The organism is Fischerella sp. PCC 9605, from assembly GCF_000517105.1.
Taxonomy (GTDB): domain Bacteria; phylum Cyanobacteriota; class Cyanobacteriia; order Cyanobacteriales; family Nostocaceae; genus PCC9605.
Map to the genome: position 1 here is coordinate 1,464,256 of NZ_KI912149.1, position 20,186 is coordinate 1,484,441.

Genomic DNA, 20,186 nt, shown 5'->3' on the forward strand with positions numbered 1-20,186 from the left:
CTACCCTCCCGGTACATGACCGTGAATTTGATTACCTTGGGCATCAAAGACGATCACAGCTAAGTTGGCGTTATCACTAATTACCTCTAAAGCTTGCTGTAAGCTTTGCAAATGATTAGTAACATCTGCGACAGCATTCTGTTTGCCCTGATTCAAGCTGGTATTTAGTGCTTCTTCATACTCTGGAGTAATGCGAACCATAATTTCCCGAGCAGTTAAAGTAAAATTACAAACTCGAATTGCACCAGAACAGGTTTTTTCTAGATCGGTGCGGGTTTGCTGTAAAAAGTTGGCAGCTTGGAGTTTTTCTTCTGCTTGCTTGAGTGATGTCGAATAAGGTTCGATTAAGGTTTGAGCTTGAGTGTAGTAAAAACTATCTGTGCTAACCTGTTTTGCTGCGCTTAGAGCCTGATTCCAGTATGTTACCGCCGCTTGCCATTGGTTTTGTTTTTCATAGCGTTTGGCTTGTTCTGCAACGTTAATAGCTTGTTTGTAAGTTTGAGCTGCTAATACTTGTTTAGTAGCGCGATCGCGTGCAATTGCTAGTTTTGGTTTATAGTCTACCAGCAGTGTTTGGGCTTCTGGGTATGCAGGACTATTCTTGGGAATGGAAATCAAGGCATTCACTGCTACTTGCCAGGTGGATTGAACTTTTTGCAACTCTGGTAAAGTTTTGGCGGTGTTCTCCCGCTTTGTGGCAGCATTGGCTACGTCTTTTGCTGCTGTTAATTTTTTTAGCCATTTGTCTTCGACCAGCAACTGCTGATTAACGCTATGTAATCTAGCCCGATATGTTGCCAATTGTGGCTGTACTAATCCATAGAGTTCATTTTTAGCACCAATCGTTTCTAATGGGGCGATCGCTTGTCGCCATAGATTTTGCCTAGCCTTTAATTCCTCTAGGCTATTTGCTGAAGTCTTACTTTTTTGCGCTGCCAACGATGCTGCACTAAATGCCTTGACCACCTTGTCAATAGTTTCCGATCGTTCAGACAGATTTTTGGTCAGTTTCTCAGCTTCTTGGTAACGCGGCGACCAATTAGGAATTGTTTGCAGTGCTGCAACTGCTTGCCACAACTGCTGTTGCACATTTGTCAAGTTTGTTTCTGACTTGGCGCTGTTGATCAGTTGTCGAAATGACTTTTGTAACTCTTCGGCTGTTTGTATTTCTTTACACTCGAACATCACACAAGGACGAGTTAGGAAGTAGGCTCCTCCGCTTAAAATTGCGATTGTTACCAGTGCTATACCCAACACAATGCCTTTGACTGAACGTCTTGACTTTGATGTTGTATAAAAAGACAAATCCGGCGCATCTGCCATTGGATCAAACGGTTCCTCTTCAGTCTGTTCGGGGGAATCACTAGGAACAAATGGCTGCTCGTCTGTATAAGAGTAGGAAGTAGTAAATGGAGAAGAATTTTCCTCCGTCTTCTCCTCTTCCCCTACTCCCCCTACTTCAGAACCTTTTAAAATCAGCGAATGTTTGGCGTAAGGCAGTTTCACACTTGCTATTCTGAGAAAAATTTCCACTCGCTGTCCGTGGTGGTTTAGTAACGACTGGAGTGCATCCTCAAGTAATGTAAAAATATTTTCGGTATCAGCTGCCACACCTTGTGGGTGTTGAGTTAGGATCATTAACTGGTCATTTTTGACAGCACACTTCACCTGGAAGAATTCACCAGATGGAATTTCTGCACGCAACTGTTCTTGCAAAATTTGCGCTATAAACTGTAAATCTTCTTCTATGACTGCTACTTGCATAGAGCTATCCTGCTGATTTATATAGTTTGATTTATTTTTAAGCGTGTTAGAAGAATTAATTGTGTTTTCTGAATGTAGATACACAGTTTAACTAACCCCAGCCTTTCAATCTTAATGACATTTTTTGTAACACAATTTTTCAACTTTAACCAAAAGTCAAAATCAAGTTGATAAAGTTCTGAAGGTCTTGCTAAACATCACTTTAATTAGTTCTACAAAACTGATGGAGAGTTTCACAATTCCTATTTTTTATACTTGTGACTGTTAAGTTAAAAAAAATGAATGCCAGTATAAATTTAGAATAAAAAATGGGAATAATAAAAATTGCGCTTTTTTCTATATAGTGACTATATCCATCATTTTAGATAGATTTTGCCTTCCTTTATATTTTCAAAATGCCCATATGTATTGGTCTTAGTTGAGTAATCATAAAAATAGCGATCGCTGGTAAAAGTCGCAAGTAAATAATTTCATCTCATTCCCAGTCAGTGTGTTTTCTGTAATTAGTGTTTTCCCTGAGTTGAATTGAAGAGGTTAAGCTTTCAAGTACCGAATTAACAATTTTCTCTCATATGAGAAAATATCCGACGTACGAATGTATCAACGTTTGGTGACAAAAAGGCTGCTCTACTCAGATACAAGAACATTTACTGATGTGACTAATTACCTATTGTAGAAATGGTACAAACGAACGAAGCTGTGAATTTACCTGATTTACTGAATTGGATAGAATTAATGAGAGAAAAATAATTTTTAATAGGGAACTAAAGTTTTATTCTGCGAACCAGGTGCAGCTTTCATATTTTAAACAGCACCGCCGCAATCGAACTGAAGTGGCTCGAGTTTAGGTGTGTAAATGGAATTGCTAGAGTATCAAGTAAAAGAATGGTTTCGGAAAATAGGCATTCCCGTATTGCCTTCTCAAACAATTGACCATCCCACGGATTTAAAAAGATTAAAAATTAACTACCCGATTGTACTGAAATCCCAAGTACATGGAGGTGAAAGAGCAAAAGCAGGTGGAGTCAGGTTTGTGGAAACGACTATAGATGCGATCGCCGCTGCACAAAATATTTTTAATTTGCCAATTTTGGGCGAGTTACCAGAAGTGCTGCTGGCAGAAGCTAAGTATGATGCCGAACAAGAATTTTATCTGGCTGTAGTTTTAGATACTGCGGTTTGCCGGCCGATACTTTTGGGTTGTAAAGAAGCAGATATTGATTGGGAATCTGCTGGACAAAAAATGCAACATGTCGTAGTAGAACAGGAATTTTCCCCATTTTACGCCCGACGGTTAGCTCTAAAAATGGGCTTGCAAGGTGCGTTAATGCAGTCGATTAGCACTGTAGTTGAGAAACTATACCGCTTATTTATAGAAAAAGACCTAGATTTAGTGGAAATCAATCCCCTGGCAGTGAGTTCTTCTGGTCAAGTCATGGCTCTTAATGGTAACGTCAGTGTCAATGAAAGAGCGATCGCCCGTCATCCAGATATCGCTGAGATGGCCAGAAAAATGAGCAATCGTCACAGTAGCGTTGAGTTTAACAAGAATTTAGCCAATTGGGACGCGGTAGAACTGCACGGTAAAATCGGCATTTTGGGTAATGGTACGGGTTCGGTGTTGACGACTTTGGATTTAGTAGTCAATGCTGGTGGCAAACCTGGTGTTTGCCTGAATCTACGCCACGCTTTTCCCACCGATACTTTACCAAGTACCTTTCGCGATCGCCTCGATCGAGCATTGAATATCCTAGCTGGGGATAAAAGTATTCAAGTGATGCTGATTAATTTTCTAGGTAGCGTTCCTCAGAGTGGAGAAGTGGCAGAAGTCATTGCAAATTTTATCCAACAACATAAAAACGAACTTAAAACACACGCTTCCCGTTCTAATGGCAGCAAAAGCCGTCGTGAAACCTACTTACCGCGCTTAGTTGTTCGTCTTGCTGGTTCTGAGTTTGATGCAGCCAGAAAATATCTAGCAACACTGAAAACTCCGAGCGATGCATCTATAGTAGTAGTAGAAAATTTAGATGAAGCAGTGGCAGAAGCAGTCCATCTTGCCAAATCAACCCCTCATAAAAAGTTTTGATATATATTCACCCCAAGTTTGGGGTGATATCTGAGGCAGAATAGATAAATCAAATAGAGGCAACCCATAGCTTGTCTAACTGTAGATTTCAGCCAAAGTAAAAGTTTTTTGTAGGACTGAATGTTGAGAGGGGTTCGCTTTATCCAAATTCAACTGATACGACACAGTGTATGTGTTATTTCTGCCAATAGCTTCAGCTAGTGGGTTTCCTAAATTACCGTGCTTTTATGAACTTAACGCCAGACAGTAAAGTTTTAATCCAAGGCTTCAGCGAATTTATATCAGCAACTCATGTTGATCAAATGAAAGCCTATGGTACGAATTTGGTAGCTGGAGTAGATCCCGGATGTGGTGGACAAAAAATTTATGGTCTGCCAGTGTTCGACCTGGTAGAAGAGGTGGTAGATAGATATGGATTAATTGACACTACGATTATCTGCGTACACCCTTACCAAGTTTTAGATGCAGCATTGGAAGCGATCGCATCTGGTATCCGCCAAATCATTGTCATATCTCCAGGTGTGCCACCTTTAGATATGGTGCAATTACTGCGTAAAGCCGAGGCAACAGAAACACTAGTGGTAGGGCCGAATAGTCCAGGTATCATCGTACCAGGTCGGATTCTCTTAGGTACTCAACCAAGTGAATTTTATACCCCTGGTCAAGTGGGAGTCCTCAGTCGCAGTACCACCCTTACCTATGAAGTTGCTAAGGAATTAACCACAGCTGGTTTAGGACAGTCCATTAGTGTCAGCATTGGTAGTGATGCGATCGTTGGTTCATCGTTTATCCAATGGTTGCAAATTTTTGATGAGGACGACACTACAGAAGCGATCGTGTTAGTTGGACAACCAGGTGGAGGTAGAGAAGAAGCAGCAGCGCGATACATTAGTGAAGCGATCGACAAACCAGTAGTTGCCTACATTGCAGGCACCCATGCACCACCAGCGAAACATTGGCGTCAAACAGGAACCCTAGCGGCAGTTATCGGACGCCACCCTGACTTTGGCATAGCAAAAAGCAAATTAGCTGCTTTTTCTGAAGTAAAAATCCCAGTAGCCGAACGTCCTTCTCTGATTCCGGAATTAGTCAGGAAGGTAATTAAATAGTCATTAGTCATTAGTTAGTGGTTAGTGGTTAGTGGTTAGTAGTTAGTAGATAGTGGTTAGTAGATAGTGGTAATTAGTTAGTAGTCGGTTATCTGACTATCTTGCACCATTCTCTATAAGAGCCAGAGGCTCTAGTTCTCGTTACCAGGTTGAACCTGGTAACGAGGGTTTGGAGGCTCTGCCTCTTGGCTGTTGCAATTGGTGAGCCAGCGCGCAGAACAGGGGGTTCTCCCCCAATCCCCACTCCCTGTCGGTCGTGGGGGCCCCGAGTCCCCGATGTAGACGCGCGCAGCGCGGCTTCTCGCAGAGTACCCGGAGGGCTTAAGGCAGGGTACGACTGGCGAACCCGTAGACGCGCAGCGGCTTCTCGCAGAGTAGGGTGCAAGATATGAATTATGGAGAATTCGCGGCCACTGTGGATAAAAATAGTTTCTCTTAACAAATGACCAATGACCAATGACAAATGACAAATGACTATTGACTAAATAGCGCTTTTGTTGCAGACTCTCCTGATTTTTGCAATTTTCGCCGTAACTGCAAGACTAGTAACGCTAATATGCTTACCTGAACGAGAATCACAAACAAGACTGTTATGGGAGATAGTGGTTCTCCAGTAGGTGTATACAAAGCAATAAGCGGTGCAGCTATTGAAAATAGCCATACAAAAGTGTTGTTGCCAGGATAGTTGAACAATATAAGTAAAATGAAAATTGGCAAAGTAATTGCAGCACCTAGGCTACCCGCAGCCCAAAACACTCGATGCTTAGTTTTCATGAATAATAAGAGTTGGGTTAATGCTGCATAAAGCATAGCTAAACTACCAGCTAAAGCCAGAGCGTAAACAGCATTAATTTTGTCCTGAACATTGCCATCAGCAAGGAGAATCAATAAACCTAAAGACGAAATGGCAATGATTGCATTTAGTGCGATCGCAACTAACCCTGGACTTTTTTCTCCCCAAATTAAATCTTTGATTGTATAACGATTCCACAAACTCTTATGACTAGAAATGTGGCGATAACGCGCCCAATCTTGTAGTGTTTGGCGGTGAGGACTAATAGCAGCAATCAAATACAAAAACAACCACAAATGTAAAAACAACAAGCAAGCTATATTGTCTTTCATCATTGTCGTAGAGTCAGGAAATTTACCCCAAACTATTGATTGCCAATTCGCACATCCTAAAGCCAAAACAGAAAAGTAAGACGTAAGTAAATAACTCTGTTGTTTGCTCAGCATAGTGGCATTAGGGTTGCGAAAACAACGTTGCAAAGATAGCCAAATAAAACGTGTCAAAGCAGCGTAATTTACAAGCCCCAAACCAATTATTGTAATCCAGCTAGCACCCAATGGCAGAGCAAACCAATGAAAATCAGCCCATAAACTAATGGTTCTATATGCAGAACTATCCGACAGATTAGGAATGAAGTAAAATGGGTTAAAAAATCTCAGTAAAATTAAAGAAAAATTCGTTTGAACATCGGCTAGTGCGTTCATTGTGAATAGTAGAAAACTAAGAACAATTCCACTACCCAACCAAGCTTGAAAACCACCCAACCAAGTACCAACTAAGCCAAATAGCAGTGCAGCGCTGTAGTAGAAAAGACAAGCAGTTAACACAACAGCGTCAAAGCTTAAAATCATTCCGAATGGAATATTTGCTCTCAGTCCAGAAAATACATGCAAAGGAATTGCTACAGCTACTGCAAGATATGGCAGAATTGGAACCCCTAACATTTTTCCCATTAAAATACTTTGGGGCGGCTGGGGACTAAGACGAATAAAATTCAGCGTATCACGACTTTCTTCAGTAGCTAAATCGCTGATGATTAGATAAGTTCCTATCACCAAAAAGGTAAAGCAACTGATTATACTAAGCCATGTAAATAAATCTAGCCACCACAGCTGCGAATTGATGATTGCATTACCAAATTCATCTTGTACGCATTGCGGTAATCCATACAACAGATTTCCTGTGCAATATTTATTAGGATGATTTGTAATTACATCATTTGTATTAACATAAGTTGGCAACTGAGCTTGAAAAGATATAAACAGTAAAAATTGACCCAACAGAGAGACGGTAATTGCTAGTAATATGTTGCGTATTTGCAAACGTCCTCTAAGTTCTCGCAACAGCTGAGGATTCCAATCTCCTAATCGATCTAAAAAATTTAGTATCATAGCAAAACTCTCCACAAATTTTCTTAGTGTCTTGGTGTCTTTGTGGTGAAAAAATAAATTTTATTTAACCACCAAGGCACTAAGACACCAAGTCGCATCAGATTGTTGATTGCTAATTTTATGCGGTGCGTTACACTGCGTTAACGCACCCTACATATTTATCAGTCTAAGTTCCTGCTAACAATGCTTTCGTGGCAGATTCTCCTGCTAATTTGACCTGACGTATCAGCTGCAAGTTTAATAATACCAAGACACTCAATTCACCCAAAAGTGCCATAAAAACTGTTGTCGTTGTGGCGTATTCTAGACCTGTCCAAGGAAAACTTGAAAACAGCCATAAGATAGGAGTTTCAGAAGCTTGAACTCCCAGCATTCCTAGAAGCATCGGTGGTAAAAATATTGCTGCGGCGACAGTACCAGTTGCCCAAAAAGAACGTTTAACAGTTTTCATCAGTAGCATTCTTTGTGCCAAGGTGGCGTAAATCATCATTAAGGTAATAAACAACGCCACACCTAAAATTGCTTTGAAACTACCAACTTCAATTAGCCAATTGGAGTTATAAGTACGGTGAGTATTTAAAGTAGGTGCAAGTAAAATCCAAATTGCTAATGGGGTAGTAACAATCACAAGATTAATCACCATTGTGATTAGCGCAGGGCTTTTTTCATCCCATATCAAATTTTGCAATAGTGAATTATGCCAGTTTTTTTTGCTATTAGAAATATTTTGATGCCGATACCTTGCCCAATCTTGTATTGCTTGGCGATGAGGCGAGAGAACTGCTATTAAGCCGAACAGCAACAGTACGTTAAAAAATGCTATCAAAGGAAAGTTTTGGGATATCTGGTAATTCAAATCGTAAAAGGCAGGAGGAGGGCTACTATTGGGATGGTAGGTAGGATAATAATTTTTGACATATTGCAGAGTGAATCCCCACAGAATGATTTGCAAATAAGCAACCAAAAAATAACTCTGACCCTTACTCAGCATTGGCGCATTTGGATTACGGAAGCGACGCTGTAATCCATGCCAAATCCAATAAGTCCACAAGCCATAATTCAATAAATTCAAACCTAGCAGACCGACAAGGCTTTTCCCAATAGGGAGATAGAAAAACTGTATTTGTTCTAGCAATTCCCAATTGTATCTACGGAATAAATTTGGAAATAAATAAGCCGTCATGTCAAAAGGACTTAACAACCTTAACCAAGCAGCTGCATTGTCTAAATACGGGCTACTTGATGCCATTTGCATTGTAATTATCAAGAAAATTAGAACTGCACCGCTGCCTAACCAAGGTTGAAAACCGCTGAAGAAACGGCTAAAAAATCCAAATAAAAGTGCAGCACTGTAGAAGAATATGCAGCTAGCAGCCAAAACAGCATAAAAGCTCAAAATGTGACTAAAGGCTATTTTGGCAGAACGCCCTGCTACCAAATGCAAGGGAATTGCAACTGCGATCGCCAGATAGATTAGAATCGGAACTCCTAGCATTTTGCCAGTCAAAATACTTGTTTCTGATTGGGGACTAAGACGGAGAAAGTTTAATGTTCCCCGATGTTCTTCTTGAGCTAAGTTATTGATCAGTAAATAAGTGCCTGCAACTAAGAGCGTGAAGATAAAAATTACTGTGAGTGATAGGAATATATATTCCCAGTGGTCTCACCACCACAGTTGCATATCTATTTGATCTAAAGAACAGAATTGATTGTATAAAATATTATTTATACGACGTTCTTCTGTCTTTAACTGGTCTACTTGTTGTGTGAGTAATTGAATTTTTTGTGCGTTGTAATTTTTTGCTTTGCTAAAAAAAGATAATTGTTGTTGCAGTTGATTAATCTGCGGGTAAATATCATTTAGTTGTTGTTTATAAGCTTCTCCTACACGGCAATAATTACCAGACATAGGGTATTTTTCGCCGGGTATTTCTCGTAATTGATAGAGGAACAGTATTAGCTGACCAATTAAAGATGTAACACAGGCGATCGCCACAGGAAAAACTTTCAGGCGACCTTTAATTTCCCGCAGCAATTGCGGATTCCAGTCGCCGATTCTGTCAAGAAAATTGAGCATCATGGATAAAATTCTCCAAAATAAAATTGGGGCGATGGGGAGGTGGGGTGATAGGGAGGAGTGGGAGAGTGGGAGAGGAGGGAAAATGACTCTTGACTCTTGACTCTTGACTCTTGACTCTTGACTTTTGACTCTTGACTCTTGACTTATGATGCTTGTCTGTGACCCAGCTTGAGGAAAATAGTTTCCAAGTCCTCTTGGGTACAGTGAAATTCGGTAATGGGAATGTCAGCTTGAATCAGCGATCGCAACAAGTCAGCACAGTCTTTCTGTTTCCCAGAAAAATTCACCCGCACGCTGTTTTTGGCACTCATCACCTCCCACTCTTGTACGAAAGGATTATTTTTCAGTTCCCCCAACACTTCTTCTAGCTTTCCCAAAGTAGAGATGATAATTTGCTGGCGGGCAAGACGCTGGTAGAGTTGTTGTAGCGATGCACTTTCTACCAAGTAACCGAGTTCCATAATTCCCACTGAGGTACACAGTTCTGCTAAGTCGCTAAGAACGTGGGAAGAAATTAATATTGTCATTCCCGCTTCTTGCAACACTTTGATAATTTCCCGAAACTGCATCCTAGCAATGGGGTCAAGTCCCGAAACAGGTTCATCCAACAGCAGTACGATCGGTTCGTGGATAATTGTTCGCGCCAAACTGAGGCGCTGCTTCATCCCTCGCGATAGCGTCGAAATCAAACTGTTGCGTTTATTGACTAGCTGGATCAGTTCTAAAACTTCATGCAAACGTTGGGTACGGCGCGGTTCTCGCAAACGATACAAACGAGCAAAATAATCTAGGTAGTCCCAGACAGTGAGTTCCTCATACAGCGGATAGTCATCAGGTAAGTAACCAAGGCGGCGCTTGAGAGTGGGGTTACTGTGATCGCGCAACAAGCGATCGCCATTAATATAAATCTCACCCGTAGTTGGTTCTTCTGCTGCTGCCAACATCCGGATGAGAGTTGTCTTTCCCGCACCATTAGGGCCTATTAATCCGTAAACTTCACCTGCATAAATCTCTATATCAACATTATTAACGGCAACGTGTCTGTCAAATTGCTTAGTCAGTCCAGAGGTGCGAATTGCTAATTCTTTTACCATATCTGCTGAGTGCCGCTTGTGATTATCAATAAGCTAGCCTCTTCTTACAGCATTTGTCAGGTTTGTTTCGGAAATTGAAACTGTATTTAAAAAAACTTGATTTCTCGTCTTCTCATGATTAGACGCTATCTTTATGATCGAACCCTGCACTTTATCGAGCAATGGTAACTACACGCACTCTCTCAGCACAAAGGGTTGTATTGAGAAACATCAGCTGGCAGACTTTTGAAACCATGCTAGCTGATATGGGAGAGGATAGAGCCTCTCGGCTGACTTACGATAGAGGCACGCTAGAAATAATCACCCCACTCTTACCCCATGAGTATTGGAACAGATTAATAGAACGTCTGATTTTTGTGCTTGGGGAAGAGTTGAATTTAGAAATTCTGCCTGCGGGTTCTACTACTTTCAAACGGGAAGATTTGCGACGTGTTGCTGAACCAGACAGTAGCTACTATATCCAGAATGAAGCACGTGTGAGGAATAAATCAGAAATTGACTTGAACAGCGATCCCCCACCGGATTTAGTAGTAGAAATAGACTTGACTAGTTCATCGCTGGATAAATTCCAAATATATGCTTCTTTAGGTGTTCCGGAACTTTGGCGCTATGACGAAGGTGTGCTGAGAATTTATCAACTGCAACAAGGGCAATATGTGGAGTGTAGTGATTCACCAACTTTTGCACAGTTGCCTTTAAATGAAATTACGCGATTTTTGGAGGAAAGCCAAAGAATTGGGGTGATGGGGATGACGCGAAATTTTCGTAATTGGGTGAGAGAACAGTTGGCAACTAATAGAAACTAATGCCAAGTTTTTAATTTCAGACCTTAGGATTAATTAGCTTTAACAAGTTAGTAAATACCTGAGTCAGTTTTTCCCATCCCAATTTTTGCAGCACACTGCCGAAAATTTGCTTCATCTGGGCTTTGAACTGAGCCATAACAAACTCAGGGTTAATTTCATACGCTTTCTGTATGCTGGCATTTCCTTCTCTCCAGCGACCTAATTTTATTAATGCAGATCCACGGTAGAGCCAAGCTTGGTAGTAATCTGGTTTAATTTTGAGTACTTGGTCGTAGGATGCTACTGCTTCTTGCTCACGTCCTAATTCATCCAGTGCAATGCCTCGGTTGTACCAAGTTTGATGGTCATCTGGTTTAATTTTCAAAGCTTGGTCATAGGATGCTACTGCTTCTTGCTCACGTCCTAATTCATCCAGTGCAATGCCTCGGTTATACCACGCTTGATGGTTATTTGGTTTAATTTTCAAAGCTTGATCAAAAGATGCTATTGCTTTTTCGTAACGTTCTAAATTCAAAAGTGCAACCCCCCGGTTGATCCAAGCAAAGTAGAAATCCGGTTCAAATTTCAAAGCTTGGTCATAGGATGCTATTGCTTCTTCATTATGTCCTAAATTCAAAAGTGCAATGCCTCGGTTGTACCAAGTTTGATGGTCATCTGGTTTAATTTTCAAAGCTTGATCAAAAGATGCTATTGCTTCTTCATTATGTCCTAAATTCAAAAGTGCAACCCCCCGGTTACTCCAAGCAAAGTAGAAATCCGGTTGAACTTTTAAAGCTTGGTCATAAGATGCGATCGCTTCTTCGTAGCGTCCTAAATTTCCCAGAGCAATGCCACGGTTAATCCAAATGAAGTGGAAGTCTGGTTGAATTTCTATAACTTTGTCATAGGATGCGATTGCTTCTTCGTAGCGTCCTAAAATCCCTAGGGCAATGCCACGGTTGTTCCAAGTCCCAAGATCATCTGGTTTAATTTTCAAAGCTTGGTCATAAAATGCGATCGCTTCTTCATAATTTTGTGCTGCCAAATGCAAATTTCCCAGTTCCCGTAGTAAACAGGCATTACTACTAGGTATTTGATTGTCTTCGGCAATTAGTTCTTGAATTTCCAGTATTTTTCTAGTTCTTTCTTCTGGAGTGAGGCTGAGATATTTTTCGTAGTCTACTTCCAAAAGGATACGCGATGACTCTTGCTCTAAAGTTTCTCGATCTACAGGAAATTCAAATATCCCAGAACGCCAGTCAAAAAAGTCTGGTGCGCGTTGGATAAAATACTTAATTGCAAATTGAGGTAGCAGGAAAACAAAGCAAATATTAAAGTTATCTCTAAATCTTTACCGCTGTTGGTTAAGGTTAATTAAAACTGGTGGTACACCCTTCCAACTATAGGAATAAATATCTTTACTATTCCAATCTGCTAGTCTTTTACACTCTTCGTATTTATAAAATGAATGCTCTAGTCCTGTGATAAATAAAATATTGATTTGCTCTTTACTTTCTAAGTTATTAATTAGCTCGTATAAATTATGAACAGGTTCCTCTAATCGCAAAACAGCAATATTTTTGTGGGGAACGTCTTCCTTAACTTTGGCAATCAATTTTTCACCCCCAGCCGGGGAACAGCGGACAAATAGCAAGCCAAAGCCTTCTATCAGCCTAAGAGTGCGGATAAAAGCTTGATATTCCTCATCTGTTTCCGATGGTAAATCCCGATCCCAATCACTTAGTTCTAGATTCATGAGGGGTAAAGGTGGTTGAAGGCATCCTGAAATTCTTTAATTCCTTTAATGAGGGGATGAATATCGTACCAAACTTGACTTTCTCCTTCCGGATTCAAATAACGATATTCCAAAATACAGCGATTAAATAACAAGCCTCTGTACAATTGGTCGTTTTCTATCTGTTTAGAATTATAAACTCTTGCCAATGCTTGCCATTCGTTAGCAAAAACAGTATAAGCTGAAACCCTGTATTTCTCGTTGTAGAGACGCGAAATTTCGCGTCTCTACAGCACACAAAATCCTTGATATATCGTTGATTTTCATAATTCACACCAGACGTAATTTCGAGATAAGTAAAGCCTTATTTATGTCCTTCCCAAATAAAGGTTGGTGATAACTGAAGAGTTTCCAGAGTTTCCAATATTCATTGACGGAGTTCAAACACTCGTTGACGAGGTTCTGATACTCATTAATCAAGCTCAAATACTCGCTGACGGAGTTCAACTACTCATTAATCAAGCTCAAATACTCGTCCACCAGTCTCCACAACTCATCAACCAAAAAACTATCAAGCAAACAAACAATCCCTACTCCCCTCTCCTTAGTAAGGAGAGGGGCTGGGGGTGAGGTTTTCGCCATTGCTTCACAACTGTCTGTAACTCTCCCGACAACCAACCATCAAACTGCGGATAAACTGGCAACCTCGGCACTAATTCCCATCCACCAGGTTGTAAAATTTCTCTCAATTCCTGCTCTTGAAGATGAGGATAATCAGGATTCACTTCATCTTTTGGCCCGATTCCACCTAAATCTCTTGCACCTGCTTCTAAACATGCGAGTAACCATTGCTTATCTTTGACTAAATTCGGCGGAATTTGGATGGTGATGTCTGACGGTAAAATTTGACGTGCTTTGAAAATTAATTCTGGTAGTTTATTGGGGTCAAAGGGTGATGCATTAAAAGTTTGCTGACTTCCAGGACTGTGGGGTTGCAGAATGACTTCTTGAATGTGATGATGACGTTCATGAAGGTGGGCGATCGCTGCTAATGTCTCCCACCAATCATTCTCGTTTTCCCCAATTCCCAATAACAAACCTGTTGTAAACGGAATCTGCAATTCTCCTGCCCACTCTAATTGTTGCAACCTTACTTCTGGTAATTTACTAGGTGCATGTTTATGCACAGTTTTTAGCAATTCCGGGGTTAATTGTTCCAACATCAACCCCATTGAAACATTCACATTCTTGAGTTTTTGCATTTCCTCAAAACTTAGCGGCCCAGCATTTGTGTGCGGCAAAAACCCCATTGAAAATGCCAATTTGCACAAGTCATAAATCCGTTGAAACCAATCTGAACGCCGCGATGATTGGGGATGCACTTCACCGCTGAGTATGAGAATTTCACAGATATTTTGGTGTTGAAGTTGTTTCAAAATGCTTTCTGTGGCTTCTAAACTCATCCAAGGACTTTTACCTGGATCTGCGCGAAAGTTGCAGTAACTACAGCGATTGAAGCACTCATAAGTGGGAACGATTGTGTAAGCAGGACTGTAGGTAACTATGTGGGAATGAGAAATTGACATTGATTAAGAAAGGTTGACTCGACGTAGTATCCAAACTTCTGCCTCGCGATCGCTCAGTTCGTAATTTTTTAGCATCAGCAGTAGGTTTTCGCAAATTCAGCCAAGACCGACAATTGTCTCTTTATTGGATGTACATGGCGTTGGATAAATACTTGGCTCTGGATCTTGAGCAAACTGTGTCTACGCTTTCACAAAGGTACTAAAAGATCGGGATTCTTAACAAATCCTTTGCTTATCTAGCTTTGAGCAGTGACGCAAATCATACCAGAAGTAGATTTTTATGAAAATACTTTACAAACTGCAATATACACTTTAAGATGTGTAACAAGGGTAGAAAAACTACCTAAACATCATAAACATCATCTCGCACTCATAGAAACAATGACAGCAACCTTACAACGCGCTCGTAGCGCCAACGTATGGGAGCGGTTCTGCGATTGGATCACCAGCACCAACAACCGCTTATACATCGGTTGGTTCGGCGTACTGATGATTCCGACTCTGTTAGCCGCAACCACCTGCTTCATCATTGCCTTCATCGCTGCACCTCCAGTAGACATCGATGGCATCCGTGAGCCTGTTGCAGGTTCACTGATGTACGGCAACAACATCATCTCCGGTGCTGTTGTACCTTCATCTAACGCCATTGGCTTGCACTTCTACCCGATCTGGGAAGCAGCTTCCTTAGATGAGTGGTTGTACAACGGTGGCCCTTACCAGTTGGTAATCTTCCACTTCCTGATTGGCGTATTCTGCTACATGGGACGTGAGTGGGAATTGTCCTACCGCTTAGGAATGCGTCCTTGGATTGCCGTAGCCTACTCTGCACCAGTAGCAGCAGCGACCGCAGTCTTCTTGATCTACCCCTTAGGTCAGGGTTCCTTCTCTGATGGTATGCCTCTGGGCATCAGCGGTACATTCAACTTCATGTTGGTGTTCCAAGCAGAACACAACATCTTGATGCACCCCTTCCACCAGTTAGGTGTAGCAGGTGTATTCGGTGGTAGCTTGTTCAGTGCAATGCACGGTTCTTTGGTAACTTCTTCCTTGGTTCGTGAAACCACCGAGACCGAATCTCAGAACTATGGTTACAAGTTCGGTCAAGAAGAAGAAACCTACAACATTGTTGCAGCACACGGTTACTTCGGTCGTCTGATTTTCCAATACGCTTCCTTCAACAACAGCCGCAGCTTGCACTTCTTCTTGGCTGCTTGGCCTGTAATTGGAATCTGGTTCACAGCGCTGGGAATCAGCACAATGGCGTTCAACCTGAATGGTTTCAACTTCAACCAATCAGTAATTGACTCTACTGGTCGCGTCATCAATACTTGGGCGGACATCATCAACCGCGCTAACTTGGGTATGGAAGTTATGCACGAGCGCAATGCTCACAACTTCCCTCTCGATTTGGCTAGTGCTGAAGTTGCTCCTGTTGCAATCAGCGCTCCTGCTATCAACGGCTAATAAATAAGTCTTAGCTTGTATAACTGACGCCCTCCCAATTGGGGAGGGCGTTTTTATTTTTTTTAAATCGGTTCGACGGGTTTGAAAAACAAGTAGCACAGCTATCAGCAAAGAGAGGGGAAGGTGCAGTAGTTCGAGAATGCATTGGGACTGCCCTCTGACTTGAAAAAAAGTAACCATCATCCCGTCCTATCATACACCCCTCTCCTTGTTAAGGAGAGGGGCAGGGGGTGAGGTTTTTCATGCATGGTGATGAAAATTTTTTCATTGGGACTGCCTTCCGACGAATTGGGTCAACAATACTTTAAAGTCTGGCAATCCCAATAAAATCATCGCCAGTATTTTGATATCCGAAATAGACAATAAAAGATTTGTATTTAGATCGTGAAACCTTAGACAAATAGAATTTACGCAGAAGTATTAAAGCGTAAATAAACTTAACAATGATAATAGTTAGTGTTTAATTATCAATAACTAAACACTAATCCAATTATTTATGATGTGGCAATAAATTTAGATTACCCAACCTCCTGAATAAAAGGAGGCTCATTGAAATGCAAATTCAGAGCCAAGGAATAATAAACATTAACGCTTTTTATTCTATGTGCATATTTTAACTTAAAATTAGTAAATATGATTGCTTTCACAAAAATATCAGCAAAATCGTCTGTTGAAATTCAAAAGCAAGATAATATTACACTTAATTACTGGCAGCAAGCTTATTTTTTGCAAGAGGTTATAGAAGGCTTGCAAGATGGCTTGTTAATTATTAGCGAAACAGGTGAACTCATTCATGCTAACGCATCTGCTCATCGCATTTGTTGTCAACTCAATCAAGGTAGCTACCGCCAAAATCAAGTACCAACAGTGATTTGGCGAATTTGCGAATCGTTAATTGAAAGCCGCAATTTATTTCCCAACAAACTCTTGATTCTGTCGGATGAAATTTTACTAGACAAGTCAAAAATTTTTCGGATTCGCGTGAGATGGTTGGATCTAGCAAGATTGAAGCACTCTTGCTTACTAGTGACTATTGAAAATAGATATGAGTCTGTTAGAAATGCAGCGATCGCAGAAATAAAACAATACAATTTGACGCGACGAGAGGCAGAAATTTGGTGTCTTTATCGAGCTAACTATAGCTACAAAGAAATTGCTGCTCATTTTTACATTAGCATCAATACAGTGAAAAAACACATGAAAAATATTCATGCTAAGCGACAAGCGTATCTAGAAAATGCTTGAAAATGATTTACTTTGGCGGCAATATTTGTCAATTCGATGGTAAGAAAATAAAACAATGTGAATCTAAAAATAAGCTTTGGTAAATTTACTGGCTTCTTAATACTATTAGTGATTAATGGTTAATTACTCATGTTCACACACACTACTTCCGGGAGCATCGGGGGATAATAATTTTCCCCGAGATCATCTGGAATTTTTTTGAAATTTGCTTATTGATTTTCAGGATTTTTTTGTAGGCGGATTAAATTATTGTAAATCTTTCGTTTTAAGTCTTCATTATCTTGTAATGCGACAGTAATTTTGTTGAATTCATCGATACTTAAACCATTAGCTTCGACGAGCTGTTGAGAGCGATTGCAATAATCTATTGCCACGTCTCTAGCTTGGGATGGTAGAGAATTGTAGCTATTGGGATCGTTACAAACAATCTTAGGAACTTCTTGATCGCCAATAATTTTTTTTATTTTGTCAAAAGCTTGTTGGCGCTCTGGCTCCATCCGCAGTATCACTTTGGAGTAGTTGAGTATTTGTGTATTGTCGAGTTGTAATGTATTTTGGGCATGAACGTTTGAGCTAAAAATCAAAGCACTAGAAACTAGACTAGTAATAGTAAGAGAACCGAAAAATAAAGATTGAGAGAGCATCCTAGTTAAGCTAGGTTGGTAATAAAGATGATGCAATCTATTCATTTGCTGTGTGCAAAACAACTACAGTTAAGCTTTGGTTAATCTCAATGAATTATTTTAGAAGAAAGAAGTTCCAAGAAAATATTGAATTTATCCTAAATTCACTTATTTTTGTCAGTTTCCTCGGCATACTTGACATAATTCCACAATCTTCATCTGAAGAACCAACATCTCCACTGCTCCTTGCTTAAGACTAACTTCTAATTCCAATAGAATAGGTAAACAGGCAATAAGTTGCTGCACAGAAAGTGACTTAACTTCTTGTTGTAAAAAGTAAACTCGCTTGGGGTTACTTACTTCAGCAGCTTGAGCGATCGCTTGTGAATTTCGCTCACCACTTTCCATCATGATTTTTACCCACAACCAGGTACGAAATTGACCAACCAGTGTGGCAACTATCCGCAAAGCTGGTTCACAAGTATTGATGAGATCGGCCAAGATTGCTAAAGCTTTGGCTGTGTCTCCTGTCCTGATTGCTGCTGCCAATTTTAAGCTAGTCTGATTAGTATTTCTAACTAGTTGAGCAACGGTATCTGTATCTTGTGGTTTGACGCTGCCATAGGCATAAATCTGTATTTTCTCTAACTCATTGTACAGTAGCCGCGTATCGTTGCCTACAGCTTCAGCTAAAATATCTGCGGCTTTGTGAGTTAATTTTACACCAACTACTTGAGCAGCGCTCAGTACAGATTGCACGAGCAGATCTGTCTTCCAAGGCGGAATTAGAGGAAATTCGAGGAATTCAGTAGCGAATTGTTTCAAAAGTTTAGTGGCTTTGAGCCGTTCGTCAGGCTTGTTACGGCTAGTGATCAACAAAAATGAATCTTCGGGAATTACTGATAAGGTTCGCGACAGTTCAGATAAAAAATTGTCCGGGCAATGCTGGCAAAGGGTGGAATTTACAAGCCAAACCAAACGACCACCAGCACCAAACGGTGGTGTCATCACTTGATTTAATCCAGCGATCGCACCATCATCACCTGCGTCTGAAGAGAATGTAGTGTAGTTAAAACTAGTCCATAGTGGGTCAAGGACGCGATCGCGCAAAGCTGCAACCGCTTTTTCAATCGCAAAATCATCCTCACCCCAGTAAACATAGATTGGCATGGGGAACCTCCTGTGGAGAGTGGGAGAGTAAGAGAGTGGGGAAGTGGGGGCTAGGGGCCCCCTCTGGGGTTGGGGCTTTGGGGGAGTGAGAGATAAAATTTGCATTTCCTATTCCCCATTTCCTATTCCCTATTTTTGGTAAATTTGCCTAAAATCAATAAGCGTGAGAGCGCGAGGATATGAAAATTGGACGATAATTATCAAACTTACCTAAACCGGGTAGCACGAATGACGCTGCCAGAAGCTTATGGAATCCAAGTCCAGCATATCCAGGAATCTTCTAAGTTTCAGCCTACACCAGACCGGGAAAGACAAGCTGTGCCTTTTCCTGGTTATACGGTGATTACTCCCCCTTGGGAAGACGAGACAGAAAACTCTGCTTTCTATACTCAGTTGCAAGGCTACCAACAAGAACTCTTGCAGTTACCTGTTGGTTGCGATCTGATTGTACCTGTACCTGCTGCTAGTTTTCATTTAACGTTAGCAGACTTAATTTGGGATAGTGCTTTCTATGACGCCTGCGAAAAAAAACCCGAGTTTGAACAGCAATTACGCTCTTGTTTCGCCGAAATAGTTCAGCAATATCAACAATCGATGACACGTGCGGTTCATCCCGTTCGCTGGCAAACGCTAGGACTAATGGTAATGCCAAGAGCTGTGGGTATTTGTCTAGTACCCCAAGATGAAAGCTGTTACGAGGAGATTGTTAACTTTCGTCGAGCGATATACCAAAATTCCAACCTAATTGCTTTGGGCATTGAACAACAGTATCATTTCACTGCTCACATCACATTAGGTTATTTTGGAGAAGTGCCACCGCAACTAGATCGCGATCGCCTTGCTACTATGTTTTCGCAGTTGAATCAGCAATGGTTGTTGAACTCGCCAGAATTTTTGATACACCGCGCTGAACTGCGGAAGTTTGACGACATGACACGCTATTATCGCGAAGCGGACTGGCCAGTTTTAGAGTGGGGGCTGGGTAGTGATAATATCAATTCACCTTAACCTTGCAAAATATTAGATCCCCCAATCCCCTCAAAAAGCGGGGCTAGGAGCTATTGACTAGACTACTTAGAGATCTCTGTTGTTAAGTAATGCTGCGCGAAACTGGTCGCGTTTCATGATTCCCCCGCTATACCTTTATGTTAGCGGCGTTGGGTATGTTAGCGGCGTTGGGTGAACGCCGCTCCTCTCCCTGGGGACTGGGGCATGGGGCATGGGGCAAAGGGCAAAGGGCAAAGGGCATGGGGCATCG

General features: G+C 41.1%; 14 protein-coding genes and 2 pseudogenes. 6 read left to right on the plus strand and 10 right to left on the minus strand.

Features of this window, described 5'->3' with window-relative positions:
• Window positions 1-1,764 carry a hypothetical protein gene (locus FIS9605_RS0121350; protein WP_026734412.1) on the minus strand — a complete coding sequence of 588 codons (1,764 nt, stop codon included), beginning with the start codon at window positions 1,762-1,764 and terminating at the stop codon, window positions 1-3.
• Between the two features lie 856 nt (window positions 1,765-2,620).
• Here FIS9605_RS0121350 and FIS9605_RS0121355 point away from each other — a divergent pair.
• A complete protein-coding gene (locus FIS9605_RS0121355; RefSeq protein ID WP_026734413.1) occupies window positions 2,621-3,853 on the plus strand; it encodes a succinate--CoA ligase subunit beta in 1,233 nt (410 codons plus the stop codon).
• A 227-nt stretch (window positions 3,854-4,080) separates the two neighbouring features.
• Window positions 4,081-4,962, plus strand: a complete 882-nt coding sequence (locus FIS9605_RS0121360; protein WP_026734414.1) for a succinate--CoA ligase subunit alpha — start codon at window positions 4,081-4,083, stop codon at window positions 4,960-4,962.
• A gap of 474 nt (window positions 4,963-5,436) precedes the next feature.
• Here FIS9605_RS0121360 and FIS9605_RS0121365 read toward each other — a convergent pair whose 3' ends face one another.
• From FIS9605_RS0121365 to FIS9605_RS0121380, 3 genes and pseudogenes are all read right to left on the minus strand, one after another.
• Entirely contained in the window at window positions 5,437-7,146 is a 1,710-nt protein-coding gene (locus tag FIS9605_RS0121365) for an ABC transporter permease (RefSeq protein ID WP_026734415.1), read from the minus strand.
• A gap of 166 nt (window positions 7,147-7,312) precedes the next feature.
• Window positions 7,313-9,226 (minus strand): annotated as a pseudogene (locus FIS9605_RS37715) (ABC transporter permease subunit).
• 143 nt (window positions 9,227-9,369) lie between these two features.
• Complete coding sequence (locus FIS9605_RS0121380) at window positions 9,370-10,320, minus strand: ABC transporter ATP-binding protein (RefSeq protein ID WP_026734416.1); 951 nt, start codon at window positions 10,318-10,320, stop codon at window positions 9,370-9,372.
• A 161-nt stretch (window positions 10,321-10,481) separates the two neighbouring features.
• On the opposite strand from FIS9605_RS0121380, the gene FIS9605_RS0121385 reads away from it, so the two are divergent.
• Window positions 10,482-11,126, plus strand: coding sequence for a Uma2 family endonuclease (locus FIS9605_RS0121385; protein WP_026734417.1), 645 nt, complete (start codon window positions 10,482-10,484; stop codon window positions 11,124-11,126).
• A gap of 16 nt (window positions 11,127-11,142) precedes the next feature.
• Here FIS9605_RS0121385 and FIS9605_RS37720 read toward each other — a convergent pair whose 3' ends face one another.
• The 4 genes and pseudogenes from FIS9605_RS37720 to cofG form a co-directional block, all read right to left on the minus strand.
• Window positions 11,143-12,294 carry a tetratricopeptide repeat protein gene (locus tag FIS9605_RS37720; RefSeq protein WP_063748468.1) on the minus strand — a complete coding sequence of 384 codons (1,152 nt, stop codon included), beginning with the start codon at window positions 12,292-12,294 and terminating at the stop codon, window positions 11,143-11,145.
• Between the two features lie 162 nt (window positions 12,295-12,456).
• Complete coding sequence (locus tag FIS9605_RS45395; protein ID WP_063748469.1) at window positions 12,457-12,861, minus strand: hypothetical protein; 405 nt, start codon at window positions 12,859-12,861, stop codon at window positions 12,457-12,459.
• A pseudogene (locus FIS9605_RS0121395) lies at window positions 12,858-13,064 on the minus strand (ATP-binding protein); the annotation flags it as partial. The pseudogene FIS9605_RS0121395 and the gene FIS9605_RS45395, both read right to left, overlap by 4 nt.
• Before the next feature lie 366 nt (window positions 13,065-13,430).
• Window positions 13,431-14,426, minus strand: coding sequence for a 7,8-didemethyl-8-hydroxy-5-deazariboflavin synthase subunit CofG (gene cofG / locus FIS9605_RS0121400; RefSeq protein ID WP_026734419.1), 996 nt, complete (start codon window positions 14,424-14,426; stop codon window positions 13,431-13,433).
• A gap of 381 nt (window positions 14,427-14,807) precedes the next feature.
• Here cofG and psbA point away from each other — a divergent pair, with 381 nt between their 5' ends.
• A complete protein-coding gene (gene psbA / locus FIS9605_RS0121405; RefSeq protein WP_026734420.1) occupies window positions 14,808-15,890 on the plus strand; it encodes a photosystem II q(b) protein in 1,083 nt (360 codons plus the stop codon).
• 633 nt (window positions 15,891-16,523) lie between these two features.
• A complete protein-coding gene (locus FIS9605_RS0121415) occupies window positions 16,524-17,135 on the plus strand; it encodes a helix-turn-helix transcriptional regulator (RefSeq protein ID WP_026734421.1) in 612 nt (203 codons plus the stop codon).
• A 209-nt stretch (window positions 17,136-17,344) separates the two neighbouring features.
• On the opposite strand, the gene FIS9605_RS0121420 is transcribed toward FIS9605_RS0121415, so the two are convergent.
• The gene (locus tag FIS9605_RS0121420; RefSeq protein ID WP_026734422.1) at window positions 17,345-17,824 is read right to left on the minus strand and encodes a DUF4168 domain-containing protein; all 480 of its coding nucleotides are present in this window, start codon (window positions 17,822-17,824) and stop codon (window positions 17,345-17,347) included.
• 111 nt (window positions 17,825-17,935) lie between these two features.
• Window positions 17,936-18,928, minus strand: a complete 993-nt coding sequence (gene holA / locus FIS9605_RS0121425; RefSeq protein WP_026734423.1) for a DNA polymerase III subunit delta — start codon at window positions 18,926-18,928, stop codon at window positions 17,936-17,938.
• A gap of 186 nt (window positions 18,929-19,114) precedes the next feature.
• Between holA and FIS9605_RS0121430 the strand changes: the two genes are divergently transcribed.
• Window positions 19,115-19,936: a DUF1868 domain-containing protein gene (locus FIS9605_RS0121430; protein WP_197036103.1), complete on the plus strand. Its 822-nt coding sequence runs from the start codon at window positions 19,115-19,117 to the stop codon at window positions 19,934-19,936.
• Window positions 19,937-20,186 lie beyond the last annotated feature (250 nt).